Annotated in this window: 16 protein-coding genes and 1 tRNA gene; 13 read left to right on the top strand and 4 right to left on the bottom strand. The window is 69.1% G+C overall.

All coding sequences use genetic code 11. From position 1 onward, the window contains the following. Positions 1–79: 79 nt before the first annotated feature. Positions 80–1,456, top strand: a complete 1,377-nt coding sequence (locus ASV56_RS06790) for an MATE family efflux transporter (RefSeq protein WP_062561314.1) — start codon at positions 80–82, stop codon at positions 1,454–1,456. 31 nt (positions 1,457–1,487) lie between these two features. Continuing rightward, entirely contained in the window at positions 1,488–1,724 is a 237-nt protein-coding gene (locus ASV56_RS06785) for an Lrp/AsnC ligand binding domain-containing protein (protein ID WP_017998660.1), read from the top strand. 482 nt (positions 1,725–2,206) lie between these two features. On the opposite strand, the gene ASV56_RS06780 is transcribed toward ASV56_RS06785, so the two are convergent. After that, a tRNA-Lys gene (locus ASV56_RS06780) sits at positions 2,207–2,282 on the bottom strand. Positions 2,283–2,379: 97 nt separating this feature from the next. On the opposite strand from ASV56_RS06780, the gene dapF reads away from it, so the two are divergent. From dapF to ASV56_RS06740, 8 genes are all read left to right on the top strand, one after another. Then, on the top strand, positions 2,380–3,195 hold the full coding sequence (dapF, locus tag ASV56_RS06775) for a diaminopimelate epimerase (RefSeq protein ID WP_062561313.1): 816 nt from the start codon (positions 2,380–2,382) through the stop codon (positions 3,193–3,195). A 5-nt stretch (positions 3,196–3,200) separates the two neighbouring features. Beyond that, entirely contained in the window at positions 3,201–4,454 is a 1,254-nt protein-coding gene (gene mtaB / locus ASV56_RS06770) for a tRNA (N(6)-L-threonylcarbamoyladenosine(37)-C(2))-methylthiotransferase MtaB (protein WP_156429138.1), read from the top strand. A gap of 165 nt (positions 4,455–4,619) precedes the next feature. Further along, on the top strand, positions 4,620–5,537 hold the full coding sequence (locus ASV56_RS06765) for a histone deacetylase family protein (RefSeq protein WP_062561311.1): 918 nt from the start codon (positions 4,620–4,622) through the stop codon (positions 5,535–5,537). Further along, entirely contained in the window at positions 5,534–5,770 is a 237-nt protein-coding gene (locus ASV56_RS06760) for an exodeoxyribonuclease VII small subunit (protein WP_017998656.1), read from the top strand. Before ASV56_RS06765 ends, ASV56_RS06760 begins: the two co-directional genes overlap by 4 nt. Next, positions 5,770–6,633 carry a polyprenyl synthetase family protein gene (locus tag ASV56_RS06755; protein ID WP_062561310.1) on the top strand — a complete coding sequence of 288 codons (864 nt, stop codon included), beginning with the start codon at positions 5,770–5,772 and terminating at the stop codon, positions 6,631–6,633. Before ASV56_RS06760 ends, ASV56_RS06755 begins: the two co-directional genes overlap by 1 nt. Before the next feature lie 24 nt (positions 6,634–6,657). Next, positions 6,658–8,580 carry a 1-deoxy-D-xylulose-5-phosphate synthase gene (gene dxs, locus ASV56_RS06750; RefSeq protein WP_062561309.1) on the top strand — a complete coding sequence of 641 codons (1,923 nt, stop codon included), beginning with the start codon at positions 6,658–6,660 and terminating at the stop codon, positions 8,578–8,580. Further along, positions 8,577–9,398 carry a hypothetical protein gene (locus ASV56_RS06745; RefSeq protein ID WP_156429091.1) on the top strand — a complete coding sequence of 274 codons (822 nt, stop codon included), beginning with the start codon at positions 8,577–8,579 and terminating at the stop codon, positions 9,396–9,398. Before dxs ends, ASV56_RS06745 begins: the two co-directional genes overlap by 4 nt. A 98-nt stretch (positions 9,399–9,496) precedes the next feature. Continuing rightward, on the top strand, positions 9,497–10,120 hold the full coding sequence (locus ASV56_RS06740) for a COG3650 family protein (RefSeq protein WP_062561307.1): 624 nt from the start codon (positions 9,497–9,499) through the stop codon (positions 10,118–10,120). Here the strand turns inward: ASV56_RS06740 and ASV56_RS06735 are convergent. Both ASV56_RS06735 and ASV56_RS06730 read right to left on the bottom strand, forming a co-directional pair. Beyond that, the gene (locus tag ASV56_RS06735) at positions 10,117–10,974 is read right to left on the bottom strand and encodes an SDR family oxidoreductase (protein ID WP_062561306.1); all 858 of its coding nucleotides are present in this window, start codon (positions 10,972–10,974) and stop codon (positions 10,117–10,119) included. The two genes, ASV56_RS06740 and ASV56_RS06735, sit on opposite strands and share 4 nt — an antisense overlap. After that, a complete protein-coding gene (locus ASV56_RS06730) occupies positions 10,971–11,957 on the bottom strand; it encodes an LLM class flavin-dependent oxidoreductase (RefSeq protein WP_062561305.1) in 987 nt (328 codons plus the stop codon). The genes ASV56_RS06735 and ASV56_RS06730 overlap by 4 nt, the downstream gene beginning before the upstream one ends. Positions 11,958–12,053: 96 nt before the next feature. On the opposite strand from ASV56_RS06730, the gene ASV56_RS06725 reads away from it, so the two are divergent. The 3 genes from ASV56_RS06725 (at position 12,054) to ASV56_RS06715 (ending at position 15,098) form a co-directional block, all read left to right on the top strand. After that, positions 12,054–13,538 (top strand): AMP nucleosidase, encoded by a 1,485-nt coding sequence (locus ASV56_RS06725; RefSeq protein ID WP_062561304.1) that lies wholly within the window; start codon positions 12,054–12,056, stop codon positions 13,536–13,538. A 151-nt stretch (positions 13,539–13,689) separates the two neighbouring features. Continuing rightward, positions 13,690–13,989: an HU family DNA-binding protein gene (locus ASV56_RS06720; RefSeq protein WP_017998648.1), complete on the top strand. Its 300-nt coding sequence runs from the start codon at positions 13,690–13,692 to the stop codon at positions 13,987–13,989. A gap of 185 nt (positions 13,990–14,174) precedes the next feature. Further along, on the top strand, positions 14,175–15,098 hold the full coding sequence (locus ASV56_RS06715) for a DMT family transporter (RefSeq protein WP_062561303.1): 924 nt from the start codon (positions 14,175–14,177) through the stop codon (positions 15,096–15,098). Here ASV56_RS06715 and ASV56_RS06710 read toward each other — a convergent pair. After that, positions 15,053–15,646, bottom strand: a complete 594-nt coding sequence (locus ASV56_RS06710; protein ID WP_062561302.1) for a glutathione S-transferase family protein — start codon at positions 15,644–15,646, stop codon at positions 15,053–15,055. The genes ASV56_RS06715 and ASV56_RS06710 overlap by 46 nt on opposite strands. Positions 15,647–15,658 lie beyond the last annotated feature (12 nt).

The following is a 15,658-nucleotide window of genomic DNA, read 5'->3' as shown; positions in this document are numbered from 1 at the left end:
TCCGGCCCGAAGCCTGCCGTCGCGGCAAATATGTCCAGACATCTTGCCGCCCCGACTGCCCGGCGATAAGGCAGGAGCCATGACGATCGCCCGTTACGCCCCGCATCTGCGCGCCACGCTGGCGCTGGGTCTGCCGCTGGTCGGCAGCCACCTCGCGCGCATGGCCATCCATGTCGCCGATACGGTGATGATGGGCTGGTATGGCGTGACCGAGCTGGCGGCGCTGGTGATCGCGGTCAGCTTCTTCAACATCCTGTTCTTCCTGGGCATGGGCTTCGGCATCGGCGTCATGGGCCTGATCGCCGCCGCCATCGCCCGCGGCGACGAGGTCGAGGTGCGCCGCGCCGCCCGCATGGCGCTGTGGCTCTCGATCGTCTTCGCGGTGCTGATGCTGCCCGCGCTGTGGCATTCCGGCCCCATCCTGCTGGCCTTGGGCCAGGCGCCCGAGGTGGCCCGGCTGGGCCAGGACTATCTGCGCATCGAGGGCATCGGCCTCATCGCCGTGCTGTGCCAGCTGACGCTGAACAGCTATCTTGCCGCGATGGAGCGCACGCAGGTCGTGCTGTGGATCACGCTGGCCGGCCTGCCGCTGGTCATCGCGCTGAACTGGGTGCTGATCTTTGGCAACCTCGGCGCGCCCGAGCTGGGCGTGCGCGGCGCCGCCATCGCCGCCGTGATCGTGCAGTTCAGCCAGCTTCTCGCCATCGTTGCCTATGCCGCCTGGCTGCCCGCCGCCCGCAAATACCACCTGTTCCAGCGCTTCTGGCGCCCGGACTGGGTGGCGATGCGTCAGGTCTTCCTGCTGGGCATGCCCATCGGCCTGACCATGGTGGCCGAGGGCGGGCTTTTCGTCGGCTCGAACGTGATGATGGGCTGGATCGGCACGCGCGAGCTTGCGGCACATGGCATCGCGCTGCAGCTCGCCTCGCTGACCTTCATGCTGCATCTCGGCATGTCCAACGCCGCGACGGTGCGCGTGGGCCAGGCCAAGGGGCGCGGCGACGCGGCCTGGATGCGCGACGCGGCGGTGACGGTGACCGCGGTCTCGGCGGTCTGGGCGCTGCTGGCGGTGGCGGCGTTCGAGCTGTTCCCGCGGCAGCTGGTCGGGCTCTACCTCGACGCCACCCACCCCGAGACGCCGGCCATCGTCACCCTGGCGGCGGGGCTGCTGTTCTATGCCGGCCTGTTCCAGTTGATGGACGCGATGCAGGTGATCGGGCTGGGGCTGTTGCGCGGCGTGCAGGACACCCGCGTGCCCATGGTCATCGCCGGCATCAGCTATTGGCTGGTCGGCATTCCGGTCGCCTGGGGCCTGGCCTTTCCGGCCGGGCTGGGGCCGGCGGGGCTGTGGCTGGGTCTGGTCGCGGGTCTCAGCTTTGCGGCGGTGCTGTTGATGCGGCGTTTCTGGCTGGGCTTGCGCCGCGGGGACTGGACCCGCGCGGCGCCCGCGGTCTAACCTGCCGCCGCAGAAGTCAGGAGGCCCGCTCATGCGCCCGGTTTTCGTCCAGTTCCGTTGCACCCCCGGCAAGACCTATGAGGTCGCCGACGCGATCTATGACCGCGAGATCGTCAGTGAGCTCTACTCGACCTCGGGCGAATACGACCTGCTGGCCAAGATCTATGTCCCCGAGGACAAGGACGTGGGCCATTTCCTGTCGGAAAACCTGTTCGACATCCCGGACATCGTGCGCACGCTAACCACGATGACCTTCAAGGCGTTCTGACGGCAGCGGCCGGCCGACCAACCCCGCGCGCTCGGAGCCGGGCCGAATCGCAACCGCTTCTGTCAGGGAGCCGGTCGTCGTCGCGGGCCAGCGCGCCATCGAGCAGGTCGTCGTGAAGCGTTGAAGCAGCTTTGCCTTCGAATGCTGACTGTCCCCGTCCGAGCGGTCCGGTTTGACGTATGGACTGTGATCCATCGAGGCAATGTCTTCCGCGACCGCTGGGCGATGGCTGCCCGATCAAGGGCAACATCTTCAACAAGGGCGAACGAATCTATCACACGCCCCTGGTCGCCGGGCCTAAGCAAGGGCGAGCGCTGGTTTTGCGACGAGGCCGAGGCTATCGCCGCCCGTTGGCGCGCGGCGCGCTGGCGATAGATTCGAGCCAAGCGCATCACCGTGAAAATGTCCGCTGGCACATCGTTAGCGCCGAAACCGCCTCGCAGGCAGTTTATCGTAACCGCTTGTCATGTAAGGAAGTTCAGTGGTGAGCCCGACAGGATTCGAACCTGTGACCCACTGATTAAAAGTCAGTTGCTCTACCAACTGAGCTACGGGCCCATCGCACGGGGGGCTAACTACGGTCGGCGGCGGGTGGGGTCAAGCGGAAAAAACGCCGCCTCTGGCAAAAACTTCGCGGCGGGCGTAAAGGGCTTTCATGGAACACCAGCAAAACCCCGGCCTGCCTTTCATGAAGATGCATGGGCTCGGCAATGATTTCGTCGTTCTCGACGCGCGCGGCACGGGCCTCCTGCCCGAGGGCGGTGTCGTCGCCGCCATGGCCGACCGCCATCGCGGCGTCGGATTCGACCAGCTGGCCGTCATCCTGCCCGGCGAGAATGCCGATGCGCGGCTGGTGTTCTTCAATGCGGACGGCTCGCGCTCGGCGGCCTGCGGCAATGCCACGCGCTGCGTGGCGCGTTTCCTGATGGACGAATCGGGCGCTTCGGCGCTGCGGCTGGCCACCGACCATGCCGTGCTGTTGGCCGAGGATGCGGGCAACCGCCTGACCCGCGTCAATATGGGCGCGCCAGTGCTGGACTGGGCGCGGATCCCGCTGGCCGAGGATGTCGACCTGCTGCACCTGCCGATCGCGGGCGATCCGGTGGCGACCGGCATGGGCAATCCGCATATGACCTTCTTCGTGCCCGACGCCGCGGCGGTCGAGCTGGAACGCTTCGGCCCCCTGCATGAGCATCACCCGCTCTACCCGCAGCGCGCCAATGTCGAACTCGTGCAGGTCGTCTCGGACAGCGAGATCATCCTGCGTATCTGGGAACGCGGCACCGGCATCACGCTGGCCTCGGGCTCGTGCTCCTGCGCGGCGGTGGTGGCGGCGGCGCGGCGCGGGCTGACCGGGCGCCGGGTCAAGGTGAACGTCCCCGGCGGGCAACTGGAAATCGACTGGCGTGAGGACGGGGTCTGGATGACCGGCCCGACCGCGCATGTCTTCGACGGGGTCTGGCGCGGATGAAGGATCTGAAGGCGCCCGTGTTCGCCACCCTCGGCTGCCGGCTGAACGCCTATGAGACCGAGGCGATGCGCGAGATGGCGGAAAGCGCCGGGCTGTCCGGCGCGGTGATCGTGAACACCTGCGCGGTGACGGCCGAGGCGGTGCGCAAGGCCCGGCAGGAGATCCGCCGGCTGGCGCGCGAGAACCCCGGCGCCCCGGTCATCGTCACCGGCTGCGCGGCCCAGACCGAGCCCGAGACCTTCGCCGCCATGGCCGAGGTCAGCCGGGTCATCGGCAACCACGAAAAGATGCTGCCCGAGACCTGGCAGCGCATGCAGGCCCCCGACCTGATCGGCGCGACCGAGAAGGTGCAGGTCGACGACATCATGTCGGTCAAGGAAACCGCCGGCCACCTGATCGACGGCTTCGGCCGGCATCGCGCCTATGTGCAGGTGCAGAACGGCTGCGACCATCGCTGCACCTTCTGCATCATTCCCTATGGCCGCGGCAATTCGCGCTCCGTGCCGGCGGGGGTGGTGGTGGACCAGATCAAGCGGCTGCGGGATCGCGGCTTCAACGAGGTGGTGCTGACCGGTGTCGACCTGACCTCTTGGGGCGCCGACCTGCCGGGGACGCCGCGGCTGGGCGATCTGGTGATGCGCATCCTGCGGCTGGTGCCGGACCTGCCGCGGCTGCGGATCTCCAGCATCGACTCGATCGAGGCGGATGAGAACCTGATGCTGGCCATCGCCAGCGAGCCGCGGCTGATGCCGCATCTGCACCTGTCCCTGCAGGCCGGCGACGACATGATCCTGAAGCGGATGAAGCGCCGGCACCTGCGCGACGACGCCATCCGCTTCTGCGAGGAGGCCCGCAAGCTGCGGCCGGGAATCGTCTTCGGCGCCGACATCATCGCCGGCTTCCCGACCGAGACTGAGGCGATGTTCGAAAACAGCCTGAAGCTGGTCGGCGATTGCGGGCTGACCTTCCTGCATGTGTTCCCCTATTCGGCGAGGAAGGGCACGCCGGCGGCGCGGATGCCGCGCGTGCCGGGACCGGCGATCAAGGAGCGGGCCGCCCGGCTGCGGGCCGAGGGCGACGCGGCGCTGCTGCGGCATCTGGGCTCGGAGGTCGGGCAGCGGCGCATGGTGCTGACCGAGGGTCCGCGCCTGGGGCGGACCGAGCATTTCACCGAGGTGGCTTTCGACCGCGACATGCCCGAGGGCACGCTGGTCGAATTGCGCATGGCCGGGCATGACGGGCAGCGGCTGACGGCCTGATCCTTCGCCGTCGCGCCGGGGGCTGTCTGCCCCCGGACCCCCGAGGATATTTGGCACAAAAGAGAATGCGACTTGGCGGCGGCGGTTCCGCCCGGGGCGTCGATTTCGGCAGCTCGCGGAACATTTGCTTGCCGGGGCGCGGGGCGGCACATAATCCTTGGGCCGATGACCTTGCTTTACACCCATGCCTCGGCACAGGCGCATGTGACGCCGCCGAGCCACCCCGAGCAGGTGGCGCGGCTGGATGCGGTGCTGGCGGCCCTGGAGGGGCTGGCGCTGGAGCGGCGCATGGCACCGGAGGCCGACGCGGCCGACCTGCTGCGCGCGCATCCGCCCGAATACTTGGCCATGCTGCGCCGCAAGCAGCCGGCCGAGGGCTGGGCGATGCTGGATTCGGACACCTATCTGGCGCCGGGCAGCCTGCTGGCGGCGCGCCATGCCGCGGGCGGGGTCTGCGCCGCCGTCGATGCCGTGCTGGCAGGACAGGCGCCCAATGCCTTTGTCGCCATGCGCCCGCCCGGCCATCATGCCGAGCGCATGAAGCCGATGGGCTTTTGCATCCTGTCCTCGGTCGCGATCGGGGCGAAGCGGGCGCTGGAGCATCACGGACTGGACCGCGTGGCGGTGCTGGATTTCGACGTGCATCACGGCAATGGCACCCAGGACGTGCTGTGGGACGAGGCGCGGGCGCTGTTCGTCTCGACCCACCAGTCGCCGCTTTACCCCGGCACCGGGGCAGCCTCGGAGACCGGGGCGCATGGCCAGGTGGTGAACGTGCCGCTGGCTGCCGGCAGCGGCGGCGATGCGGCGCGCGCGATCTGGCGCGGGCTTTGCGGCCGGGTCGAGGCCTGGCGGCCGCAGCTGATTCTGCTCTCGGCCGGCTTCGATGCCCATGCCGAGGATCCGCTGGCCGGGCTGATGTGGGACGAAAGCGATTTCACCGCCATTACCAGGATGATCTGCGATACCGCCGCCGCCTGTTCGGCCCCGGTGGTGTCTGCGCTGGAAGGCGGCTATGATCTCGGCGCTTTGGGCCGCTCGGCGCGCGCCCATGTCGCAGTGCTGAGGGAGACCGCCGCGTGACCGAGATCGAGATGATGTCCTTTGAAGAGGCGATGAAGGAGCTTGAGGCCACGGTCGGCCGGCTGGAGCATGGCGAGGCCACGCTGGAGGAATCCATCGCGCTTTACGAACGCGGCGCCAAGCTGCGCGCGCATTGCGACAAGGTGCTGCGCGCTGCCGAGGAGCGGGTCGAGAAGATCACCCTGGCCGCCGGCGGCCAGCCCACCGGGACCGTGCCGGTCGAGGGGCTGTGATGCAGGACCGCCTTGAGGATGTGAAGGCGCAGGTCCAGGCCGCGCTGCAAGAGGCCATGGCCGGCCTGCCTTCGGGCGACCTGGCCGACGCGATGCGCTATGCCTGTATCGGCGGCAAGCGCATCCGGGCGCTGCTGGTGATGGAATCGGCCCGGATGTTCGGCTTGCGCGACAAGGAATCGCTGCCCGTGGCGGCGGCGGTCGAGGCGCTGCATGCCTATAGCCTGGTCCATGACGACCTGCCGGCGATGGATGACGACGACCTGCGCCGCGGCTTGCCGACCGTGCATGTGCAATGGTCCGAGGCGACGGCGATCCTGGCCGGCGACGCGCTGCAATCGCTGGCCTTCGGGTTGTTGACCGATCCGGCGATCAGCTCGGCCGAGGTGCGCCTGGCGCTGGTGCGCGGCCTGTCCGAGGCCATCGGCGCGCGCGGCATGGTCTGGGGCCAGGCCCTGGACATCGCCGCCGAGACCGCGCTGGAGCCCCTGGACATCGTCGCGATCAAGCGGTTGCAGGGCGCCAAGACCGGCGCGCTGATCCAGTTCTCGGCCACCGCTGGGGCGGTGATGGCGGGCGAGGATGCGGCGCCCCTGGCCGACTATGCCAGGAACCTGGGCCTGGCCTTCCAGATCCAGGACGACATCCTGGACGTGACCGGCAACGAGGAAGAGACCGGCAAGCGCACCGGCAAGGATTCCGCCGCCAACAAGGCGACCTTCGTGTCGCTCTTGGGGCTCGAGGGCGCGCGCGACAAGGCCCGCAAGCTGGCGCGCCATGCCGAGGCGGCGCTGGACCCCTATGGCGAACTCGCCGGAAACTTGCGACAGCTCGCGCGTTTCGTTATCGAACGCGACGCCTGAAGCCCGCCCGGAAAGGGGCAAGCCATGACCGAAGACGACCATCGCCCGAAAACGCCCGTGCTGGATCGGGTGGCCCTGCCTTCGGACCTGAAGGCGCTCACCGACCGCGAATTGCGGCAGCTGGCCGAGGAATTGCGCGCCGAGACGATCAGCGCGGTCTCGGTCACCGGCGGCCACCTGGGCGCGGGCCTGGGCGTGGTCGAGCTGACCGTGGCGCTGCATGCCGTCTTCGACGCGCCGCGCGACAAGATCATCTGGGACGTCGGCCACCAGTGCTATCCGCACAAGATCCTGACCGGGCGCCGCGACCGCATCCGCACCCTGCGCACCGAGGGCGGGCTGTCCGGCTTCACCAAGCGCAGCGAAAGCGCCTATGACCCGTTCGGGGCCGGCCACAGTTCGACCTCGATCAGCGCGGCCGTGGGCTTTGCCATGGCGCGGGAACTGGGCGGCGATCCCGGCGACGCCGTGGCGGTGATCGGCGACGGCGCCATGAGCGCCGGCATGGCCTTCGAGGCGCTGAACAACGCCGGCCATCTGGGCAAGCGGCTGTTCGTGATCCTGAACGACAACGAGATGTCCATTGCGCCCCCAACCGGGGCGCTTTCGACCTATCTGACGCGGCTCTATACCCGCGGCCCGTTCCAGGATCTCAAGGCCGCCGCCAAGGGCGCCGTCAGCCTGCTGCCCGGCCCGATGCAGGAAGGCGCCAAGCGCGCCAAGGAGATGCTGAAGGGCATGACCGTGGGCGGCACGCTGTTCGAGGAGTTGGGCTTTTCCTATATCGGCCCGGTCGATGGCCATGACCTCGACCAGCTTCTGCCGCTGTTGCGCACGGTCAAGGCCCGCGCCGACGGTCCGGTGCTGATCCATGCCGTGACCCGGAAGGGCAAGGGCTATGCCCCGGCCGAGCGTGCCGCCGACAAGGGCCATGCCACCGCCAAATTCGACGTGGCGACCGGCACGCAGGCCAAGGCGAAATCGAACGCGCCGAGCTATACCTCGGTCTTTGCCCGCGCCCTGGTCGACCAGGCCAGCCGCGACGACAAGATCGTCGCCGTGACGGCGGCGATGCCGGACGGCACCGGGCTGAACCTGTTCGCCGAGCGTTTCCCGCGCCGCTGCTTCGACGTGGGCATCGCGGAACAACATGCCGTGACCTTTTCGGCCGGGCTGGCGGCGGGCGGGATGAAACCCTTCTGTGCGCTCTACTCGACCTTTTTGCAGCGCGGCTACGATCAGGTGGTGCATGACGTGGCGATCCAGCGGCTGCCGGTGCGCTTTGCCATCGACCGCGCCGGGCTGGTCGGCGCCGATGGTGCGACTCATGCCGGCGCCTATGACATTGCCTTCCTGGCGAATCTCCCCGGCTTCGTGGTGATGGCCGCCGCCGACGAGGCCGAGCTGGTGCATATGGTCGCGACGGCCGCCGCGCATGACGACGGCCCCATCGCCTTCCGCTATCCGCGCGGCGAGGGCATGGGCGTCGAGATGCCCGAGCGCGGCATTCCGCTGGAGATCGGCAAGGCCCGGGTGATCTGCGAGGGCAAGCGCGTCGCGATCCTGTCCTTCGGCACCCGCCTGGCCGAGGTGATGCGCGCCCGCGAATCGCTGGCCGCGCGCGGCGTCACCCCCACCGTAGTCGACGCGCGCTTCGCCAAGCCGCTGGACCGCGCGCTGATCCTGCGCCTGGCCCGCACGCATGAGGCGCTGATCACCATCGAAGAGGGCGCGGTCGGCGGCTTCGGCTCGCTGGTGGCGCAGCTGCTGTCCGACGAGGGCGTGTTCGACGGCGGGCTGCGCTTCCGCCAGATGGTGCTGCCCGACACCTTCATCGACCACGCCTCGCCCGAGGCGATGTATCGCTGCGCCCGCATGTCGGCGCCGGACATCGAGGCGAAGGTGCTGGAGGTGCTGGGCGTGGCGCAGATGGAGAGGCGCGCGTGAGGTCCGCTGCCGCCGTTGCGGCCTTGCTGGCGCTGACGCCTCCGGTCCTTGCCGACGATCTGGCCGATTTCCTCGCGACCGAGGGCTGCGCTATCGGCCCCGCGACGGCTGCACGGGCCGAGGCCGCCGGCCTTGACCGCGCGGTTGTCGATGCGCTGGGCGACAGATGGCGCGACGACCCGGAAACCGTGCTGACCGGCGACTGGCTCGTCCTGCCGCCAGCGGCTTGCACGATCAAGCCGCCGGTTGTCGAAAGTGCGCTGAAGCTGACCGATCCGGACGTGCGGGCGGCGTTCTCGGCCGTGGATGCCCATGCAAACGACGGTTCGCCCGGCTGCTTTCTGGATCAGGACCGGTTGCTGGACACGACGGCCGCTGCACGAGGCTGGACCAGGGATCAGGCCACGGTCGAATATCTGCGGCTTGTCGGACAGTCGATGGCCAGCGGTGCCATGACATTATATGCCGATAGTCCGCTGCGCACGCCATACGGTTCCCATCTGATGACCGGAAGCTGCGGAGAGGCGCTGCCCTATCGGGACGATGCCCGCCGTGCGCATGACCATCTCGTCCAGAACTTCGACAGGATCGTGCGCAGGAACCTGCGCGAAGTCCCCTGCGAATACGGCAGCACGTGGCCAAGCACCACCGAAAGAGAGCGCATGCACAATGACCTCCGGGGCACCTCGCACCATGCGTGGCTGTGGTTCGAAGCCTTCATGATCGTTTATCCATCCGACTGGTATGAGGGCGTGGCCGCGACGGAAAAAGGCGCGCCCCGTCCACCGCTGTGCCACTATGCTGATGCGGCGAATTGATCGACCACGGCGTCGGCGTGCGCATCGACAAGACCTATGTCCTGCGCTCGGTTGATGCTAATTTCTTCGATGTGACCTGACTCCGACACGGTGCTCCCATGAACCTGTTGACGACCCTTCTGGCCGGCCTGGCGCTGGCGGCTCCGGCGGCCTTGGCCGGGGACTATCTGCCGAATCTCTTCGACGTGACCGTGGTGGAAACCTGGGACACGCTGAACGTGCGCGAGGCGCCGGACGGCAAGGCCAAGGTCGTCGGCACGCTGCCCTCGACCGCCAAGGGGGTCGAGCTTCTGGACCGCGACGGCTCGGGCAAATGGGGCCGGGTCAATGTCGGCGAGAGCACCGGCTGGGTGGCGCTGCGCTTCCTGAAGCCGCAGCCCTCGGCCTGGAAGCCGAACGCGCTGCCGCTGACCCTGCGCTGCAGCGGCACCGAGCCGTTCTGGTCCTTCAAGACCGTCGAGAAGGGCTTGGTGTTCAGCGAGCCCGACCAGCCCGAGCGCCCGCTGTCGCTGCGCAAGGTCATGGACCGCGGCATCGAGGGCGAGCCGATGCGCGGCATGATCGCCGGCGACGACAAGGGCCGGCTGACCGCGGTGATGCAGCCCCGGCAATGTTCGGACGGCATGTCGGACCGCGGCTATGCGCTGGCGGTCACGGTGATCCTGGACGGGCAGGAGCAGCCGTCGCGCATGCTGACCGGCTGCTGCTCGATCGCGCCCTAGATCAGCCCCTCGGCCCGGGCCAGCGCCGCCAGCCCGGCGCGATAGTCGGGATAGCGCAGCGCGACGCCCAGCTCGCGCTTGATGCGGTCGTTCGCCACGCGCTTGCTTTCGGCATAGAAGCTGCGCGCCATCGGCGTCATCTCGGCCGTGGCGAAATCCTCGGCCGGGGGCAGGGGCAGGCCCAGCAGGGCCGCGGCATGGCCGATCACCGCCTCGGGCGGGGCGGGATCGTCGTCGCAGACATTGTAGACCGCGCCGGGGCAGGGCGCCTTGATCGAGGCCAGCAGCACCCGGGCGATATCCTCGGCATGGACGCGGGAAAAGATCTGGCCGGGCTTGACGATGCGCCGCGCGGTGCCGGCGCGCAGCTTGGCAAAGGGCCCGCGCCCGGGGCCATAGATCCCGGCCAGGCGAAAGATGTGCAGCGGCAACCCGTGCTCGGCCGCCAGCGCCTGCCAGCCCTGCTCGGCCGCGACCCGCTCGCGCCCGCGCCGGGTGGTGGGGGTGCAGGGGCTGTCCTCGTCGACCCAGCCGCCGTCCCGGTCGCCATAGACCCCGGTGGTCGAGAGATAGCCCAGCCAGCGCGGCCGCGCGCGCCCGATCTCGGCGCCGAACGCCGCCAGCACCGGGTCCGCGCCACCCTCCGGCCCGACCGAGACCAGGATCGCATCCGCCGCCGCGATCTGCTGCCGCACGGCCGCATCGTCGCCGGGCCAGAGCAGCGGCTCGGCCCCCGCCGCCGCCACGCGCGCGGTGTCGCCGCGCGTGGTGCCGGTGACCTGCCAGCCCTCGGCCACGAGCAGCGGCGTCAGGAAGCCGGCGGAATAGCCGTGGCCGAAGACCAGCGCCCTCACGTCCGGCCCCGCAGGATCTCGGCCGCGATGGCGAAGGAGCGGTGCCGCGCCGCCTGGTCGTAGATGTTGCCGACCAGGATCAGCTCGTCCGGGCGGTATGTCGCGATCAGCGCGTCCAGCTGCGCCGCCACCGTCTCGGGCGCGCCGACGGCGCTGACCGACAGCGCGTGCTCGACCATCGGCAGCACCGCGGCCGGCACCGCGTCATGGATGTCGTCGACCGGCGGCGGCAGCAGCCCCGGCATGCCGGTGCGCAGCCGCGCAAAGGAGATCATCTGGCTGGTGCGCAGCCGCTGCGCCTCGGCGTCGGTGTCGGCGGCGATGACGTTCACCGCCAGCATGAAGCGCGGGCGGGTGCCGAACTCGGTCGCCTCGAACCGCTCGCGGTAAAGCCCGACCGCCTGCTCCAGGTCGCCGGGCGCGAAATGGCTGGCGAAGGCATAGGGCAGGCCCAGCACGGCGGCAAGGCTGGCGCCGTAAAGCGACGAGCCCAGGATCCAGACCGGCACGTTGGTGCCCTCGCCCGGATGGGCCGCGACCGGGGCGCCGGGGCGGGGCGGGCCCAGATAGCGCATCAGCTCGACCACGTCGTTCGGGAAATCGTCGTTGCGCTGCATGGCGCGGCGCAGCGCATGCATGACCGCGCCGTCGCCGCCGGGCGCGCGGCCCAGGCCCAGGTCGATGCGGTCGCCATGGATCGTCGCCAGGGTGCCGAATTGTTCGGCAATCGCCAGCGGCGCGTGATTGGGCAGCATGACGCCGCCGGCGCCGACGCGGATCGTCTGCGTATGGCCGGCGACATGGCCGATCAGCACCGCGGTCGCGGCGCTGGCGATGCCGGGCATATTGTGATGCTCGGCCAGCCAGAAGCGCTTGTAGCCCCAGCCTTCGGCGGCCTGCGCCAGCGAAACCGAATTGGCGATGGCTTGCCGGGCGTCCGCGCCTTCGGCGACGACGGCAAGGTCGAGAACGGAAAATTCCATGCGGATCACTCCTTTGCCTTCCCAGATAGGCACTGGGCCTGCCGCTTGCCAGTGGCGGGGCGCGCTGGCACTCTGGCGCCAAATTGGAGAGCGCGCATGACGACCGACCGCCGGACCCTTCCCCTGGAAACGCCCGAACCCGCCGAGCGGCAGTCCTTCGACGACCCCGCCGCCGCCGTCGCGCGGCTGATCGAACTTTACGAACGCGCCTCGCATTTCCTGCTGGAGCGCTTCGTCGCCACCTTGCAGGGCGCCCGGCCGCAGGCGCGCTATCGCGCTTTCTACCCCGAGCTGCGGCTGCGGGTGCCGGTGCATTCCAAGACGGATTCGCGGCTGTCCTTCGGCCATGTCGCGCTGCCCGGGGTCTATGCCACCTCGATCACTCGGCCCGACCTGTTCCGCGGCTACCTGACCGAGCAGATCGGGCTGCTGATGAAGAACCACGGCGTTCCGGTCTCGGTCGCCGACAGCGGCACGCCGATGCCGGTGCATTTCGCCGTGGCGACGCAAAGCGACCTGAACGTGCCGCAAGAGGGCGTGCTGAACTATTCGCTGCGCGACGTCTTCGACGTGCCGGACCTGAACACGATGAACGACGATATCGTCAACGGCACCGCGGGGCTGAACCCGGACGGCAGCCAGCCGCTGGCGCCCTTTACCGCGCAGCGGGTGGATTACTCGCTGGCGCGGCTGTCGCATTACACCGCGACCCTGCCCGAGCATTTCCAGAATTTCGTGATGTTCACCAACTACCAGTTCTATGTCGACGAGTTCGAGGGTTTCGCCCGCCGCGCGCTGTCCGATCCCGAGTCGGGCTATACCGCCTTCATCGCGCCCGGGAACCAGGTGCTGGAGCGGCCCGAGGACATCATTGCCACCGGCGCCAAGATGCCGCAGATGCCGGCCTATCACCTGAAACGCCCGGACGGCGACGGCATCACGCTGGTCAATATCGGCGTCGGGCCCTCGAATGCGAAAACCGCGACCGACCATATCGCCGTGCTGCGCCCCCACGCCTGGCTCATGGTCGGCCATTGCGCCGGGCTGCGCAACTCGCAGTCGCTGGGCGATTTCGTCCTGGCCCATGCCTATCTGCGCGAGGATCACGTGCTGGACGACGACCTGCCGGTCTGGGTGCCGATCCCGGCCCTGGCCGAGGTGCAGGTGGCGCTGCAAGAGGCGGTGGCCGAGGTCACGCAGCTTGACGGCTACGACCTCAAGGCGATCATGCGCACCGGCACGGTGGCGACCATCGACAACCGCAACTGGGAACTGCGCGACCAGTCCGGCCCCGTCCAGCGGCTGTCGCAGTCGCGCGCCGTCGCGCTCGACATGGAAAGCGCCACCATCGCCGCGAACGGCTTCCGCTTCCGGGTGCCCTATGGCACGCTGCTCTGCGTCTCGGACAAGCCGCTGCATGGCGAGCTGAAGCTGCCCGGCATGGCCACGGATTTCTATCGCACCCAGGTCGCGAACCACCTGCTGATCGGCATCCGGGCGATGGAGAAACTGCGCGCGACTCCGCTGGAACGCATCCACTCGCGCAAGTTGAGGTCGTTCAACGAGACCGCTTTCCTCTGACAGGCCGTTTTCCGCGGCTTTTCGCTGCGTCCAACCGCGGAATCCACAGGAAAACGCTTGAACTGCGCGCAAAAAGCTTGTGTAGCGGCGTTCGTGCCGCCAAGGTGGCGTCCGAAAATTTCCCGAACGGGGAACAACGAGGAGACAGAACATGGCCCAGGCCGCTTCGAAACCGATGACCAAGACCCAACTCGTCGCCACCCTGGCCGATGAGATGGGCAGCGACAAGAAGACCGCCGCCGCGGCTCTGGATGCGCTGTCGGCCGTCGTGTCGAAAACCGTCGCCGAGGGCGGCGCCGTCACCCTGCCGGGCATCGGCAAGGTCGCCTGCCGCGCCCGTCCCGAACGCCAGGTCCGCAACCCGCAGACCCAGGAAATGATGACGAAGCCCGCCGACAAGGTGGTCAAGGTCACCATCGCGAAAGCCCTGAAAGACAGCGTGAACGCCTGAGCTCCGGCGCTCGCGTCACGAGGGGCCGCGCAGGGGATGCGCGGCCCTTCTTCATGCCCGGCCCCCGCTTGCCGGTGCATGCCCGGTGCACGGCCGGTGTACGCGCGGTGTACGCGCCGCGCCTTGCCCTTGCGCCCGCCCCCCGATCTGCTAGCCCAAGGGGGCAGGCAGCAAGGGAAAGCGCGATGGACCTGAAAGCCATCCTGATGGGCACGGGCTTTGCCCTCGTCTGGGCCTCGGCCTTTACCACCACCCGCATCATCGTCCTGGCCGCGCCGCCCCTGACCGCGCTGGTGATCCGCTTCGCGCTGTCGGCCTTGGTGGCGATTCCGCTGGCCTGGGCCATGGGGCAGAGCTGGCGGCTCAGCCGGGCCGAGTGGCGCACGGTGATCGTCTTCGGCCTGTGCCAGAACGCGCTGTATCTGGGCCTGAACTGGGTCGCCATGCAGCATGTCGAGGCCTCGGCCGCCGCGATCATCGCCTCGATGATGCCGCTGCTGGTCGCCTTCCTGGGCTGGCTGCTCTACGCGGAAAAGCTGCGGCCGATGGCGGTGGCCGGGCTGGTCGCCGGCGTGATCGGCGTGGCGCTGGTCATGGGCGTGCGCCTGCGCCACGGGCTCGACATCCCGGGGCTGCTCTTGTGCCTGGGCGGCGTGGTGGCGCTGACCTTCGCCACGCTGGCGGCGCGCGGCGCCGGCGGCAGCCGCAACATGATGATGATCGTCGGCCTGCAGATGGCGGTCGGCGCCGCGGCGCTGCTGGTCCCGGCCGCGATGCTGGAATGGGGCCGCCCCGTGCTGTGGAGCGGCACCCTGGTCTGGTCCTTTGTCTATACCGTGATCGCGCCCGGCATCGGCGCGACCTGGCTGTGGTTCCTGCTGGTGAACCGCGTCGGCGCGGTGCGGGCGGCGACATTCCACTTCCTGTCGCCGCTTTTCGGCGTCGCCATCGCCGCCGCCCTGCTGGGCGAACGCTTCGGCGCCTCGGACGTGCTGGGCGCGCTGGTCGTCGCGGCCGGCATCCTGATGGTGCAGCTGGCACGCCTTCCCGGCGCCGTCCCGGCTCAGCCGTCGAATTCGCGCGCCCAGGCCATCGAGGAGCGCGACTGAATCCGCTGCACCCAGGCATCGACCGCCGGCGGGCGCGGCATGCCCTCGCCGAAGAAGGCGAAGGGCGAGGCGACCAGCAGGTCGGCGGCCGAGAAGCGGTCGCCCAGCAGGTAGTCCTGCCGCGACAGCACCTCCTCCAGCCGCTGGATCGCGGTGTCGTAGTCGCGGAAGGTCGCGTCCAGCGCCGGGTGCTCGATCTTGAAGAAATTCAGGATCGCCACCGGCTCCAGCACGCCCTGATACCAGCTGAGCCAACCCAGATAGCGCCCGCGCGCCGGATCGCCGGGCAGCGGCCCCAGCCCGGCCTCGGGGAAGCGGTCGGTCAGATACAGCATGATGGCGCCGCGTTCGCGGACATGGTCCGCGCCCTCGACCAGGAAAGGCACCTTGCCCTCGGGGTGCGGGTTCGCCGGATCGCGCCCGCCGCTGCCGTCCTGGCGCGGGATCGTCACCTGGCGGATCTCGACCTTGTCGAGCGCGTCGAGTTCCTTCAGCAGCACGATCACGCTGGACGAGCGGCTTTGCGGGGCGTGGTAAAGCGTCAGCATCTTGGCCTCCTG

This window comes from Paracoccus aminovorans, from assembly GCF_001546115.1.
GTDB lineage: Bacteria > Pseudomonadota > Alphaproteobacteria > Rhodobacterales > Rhodobacteraceae > Paracoccus > Paracoccus aminovorans_B.
The sequence above is the reverse complement of the archived record's forward strand: the minus strand, read 5'-3'. Positions and strand labels throughout refer to the sequence as shown.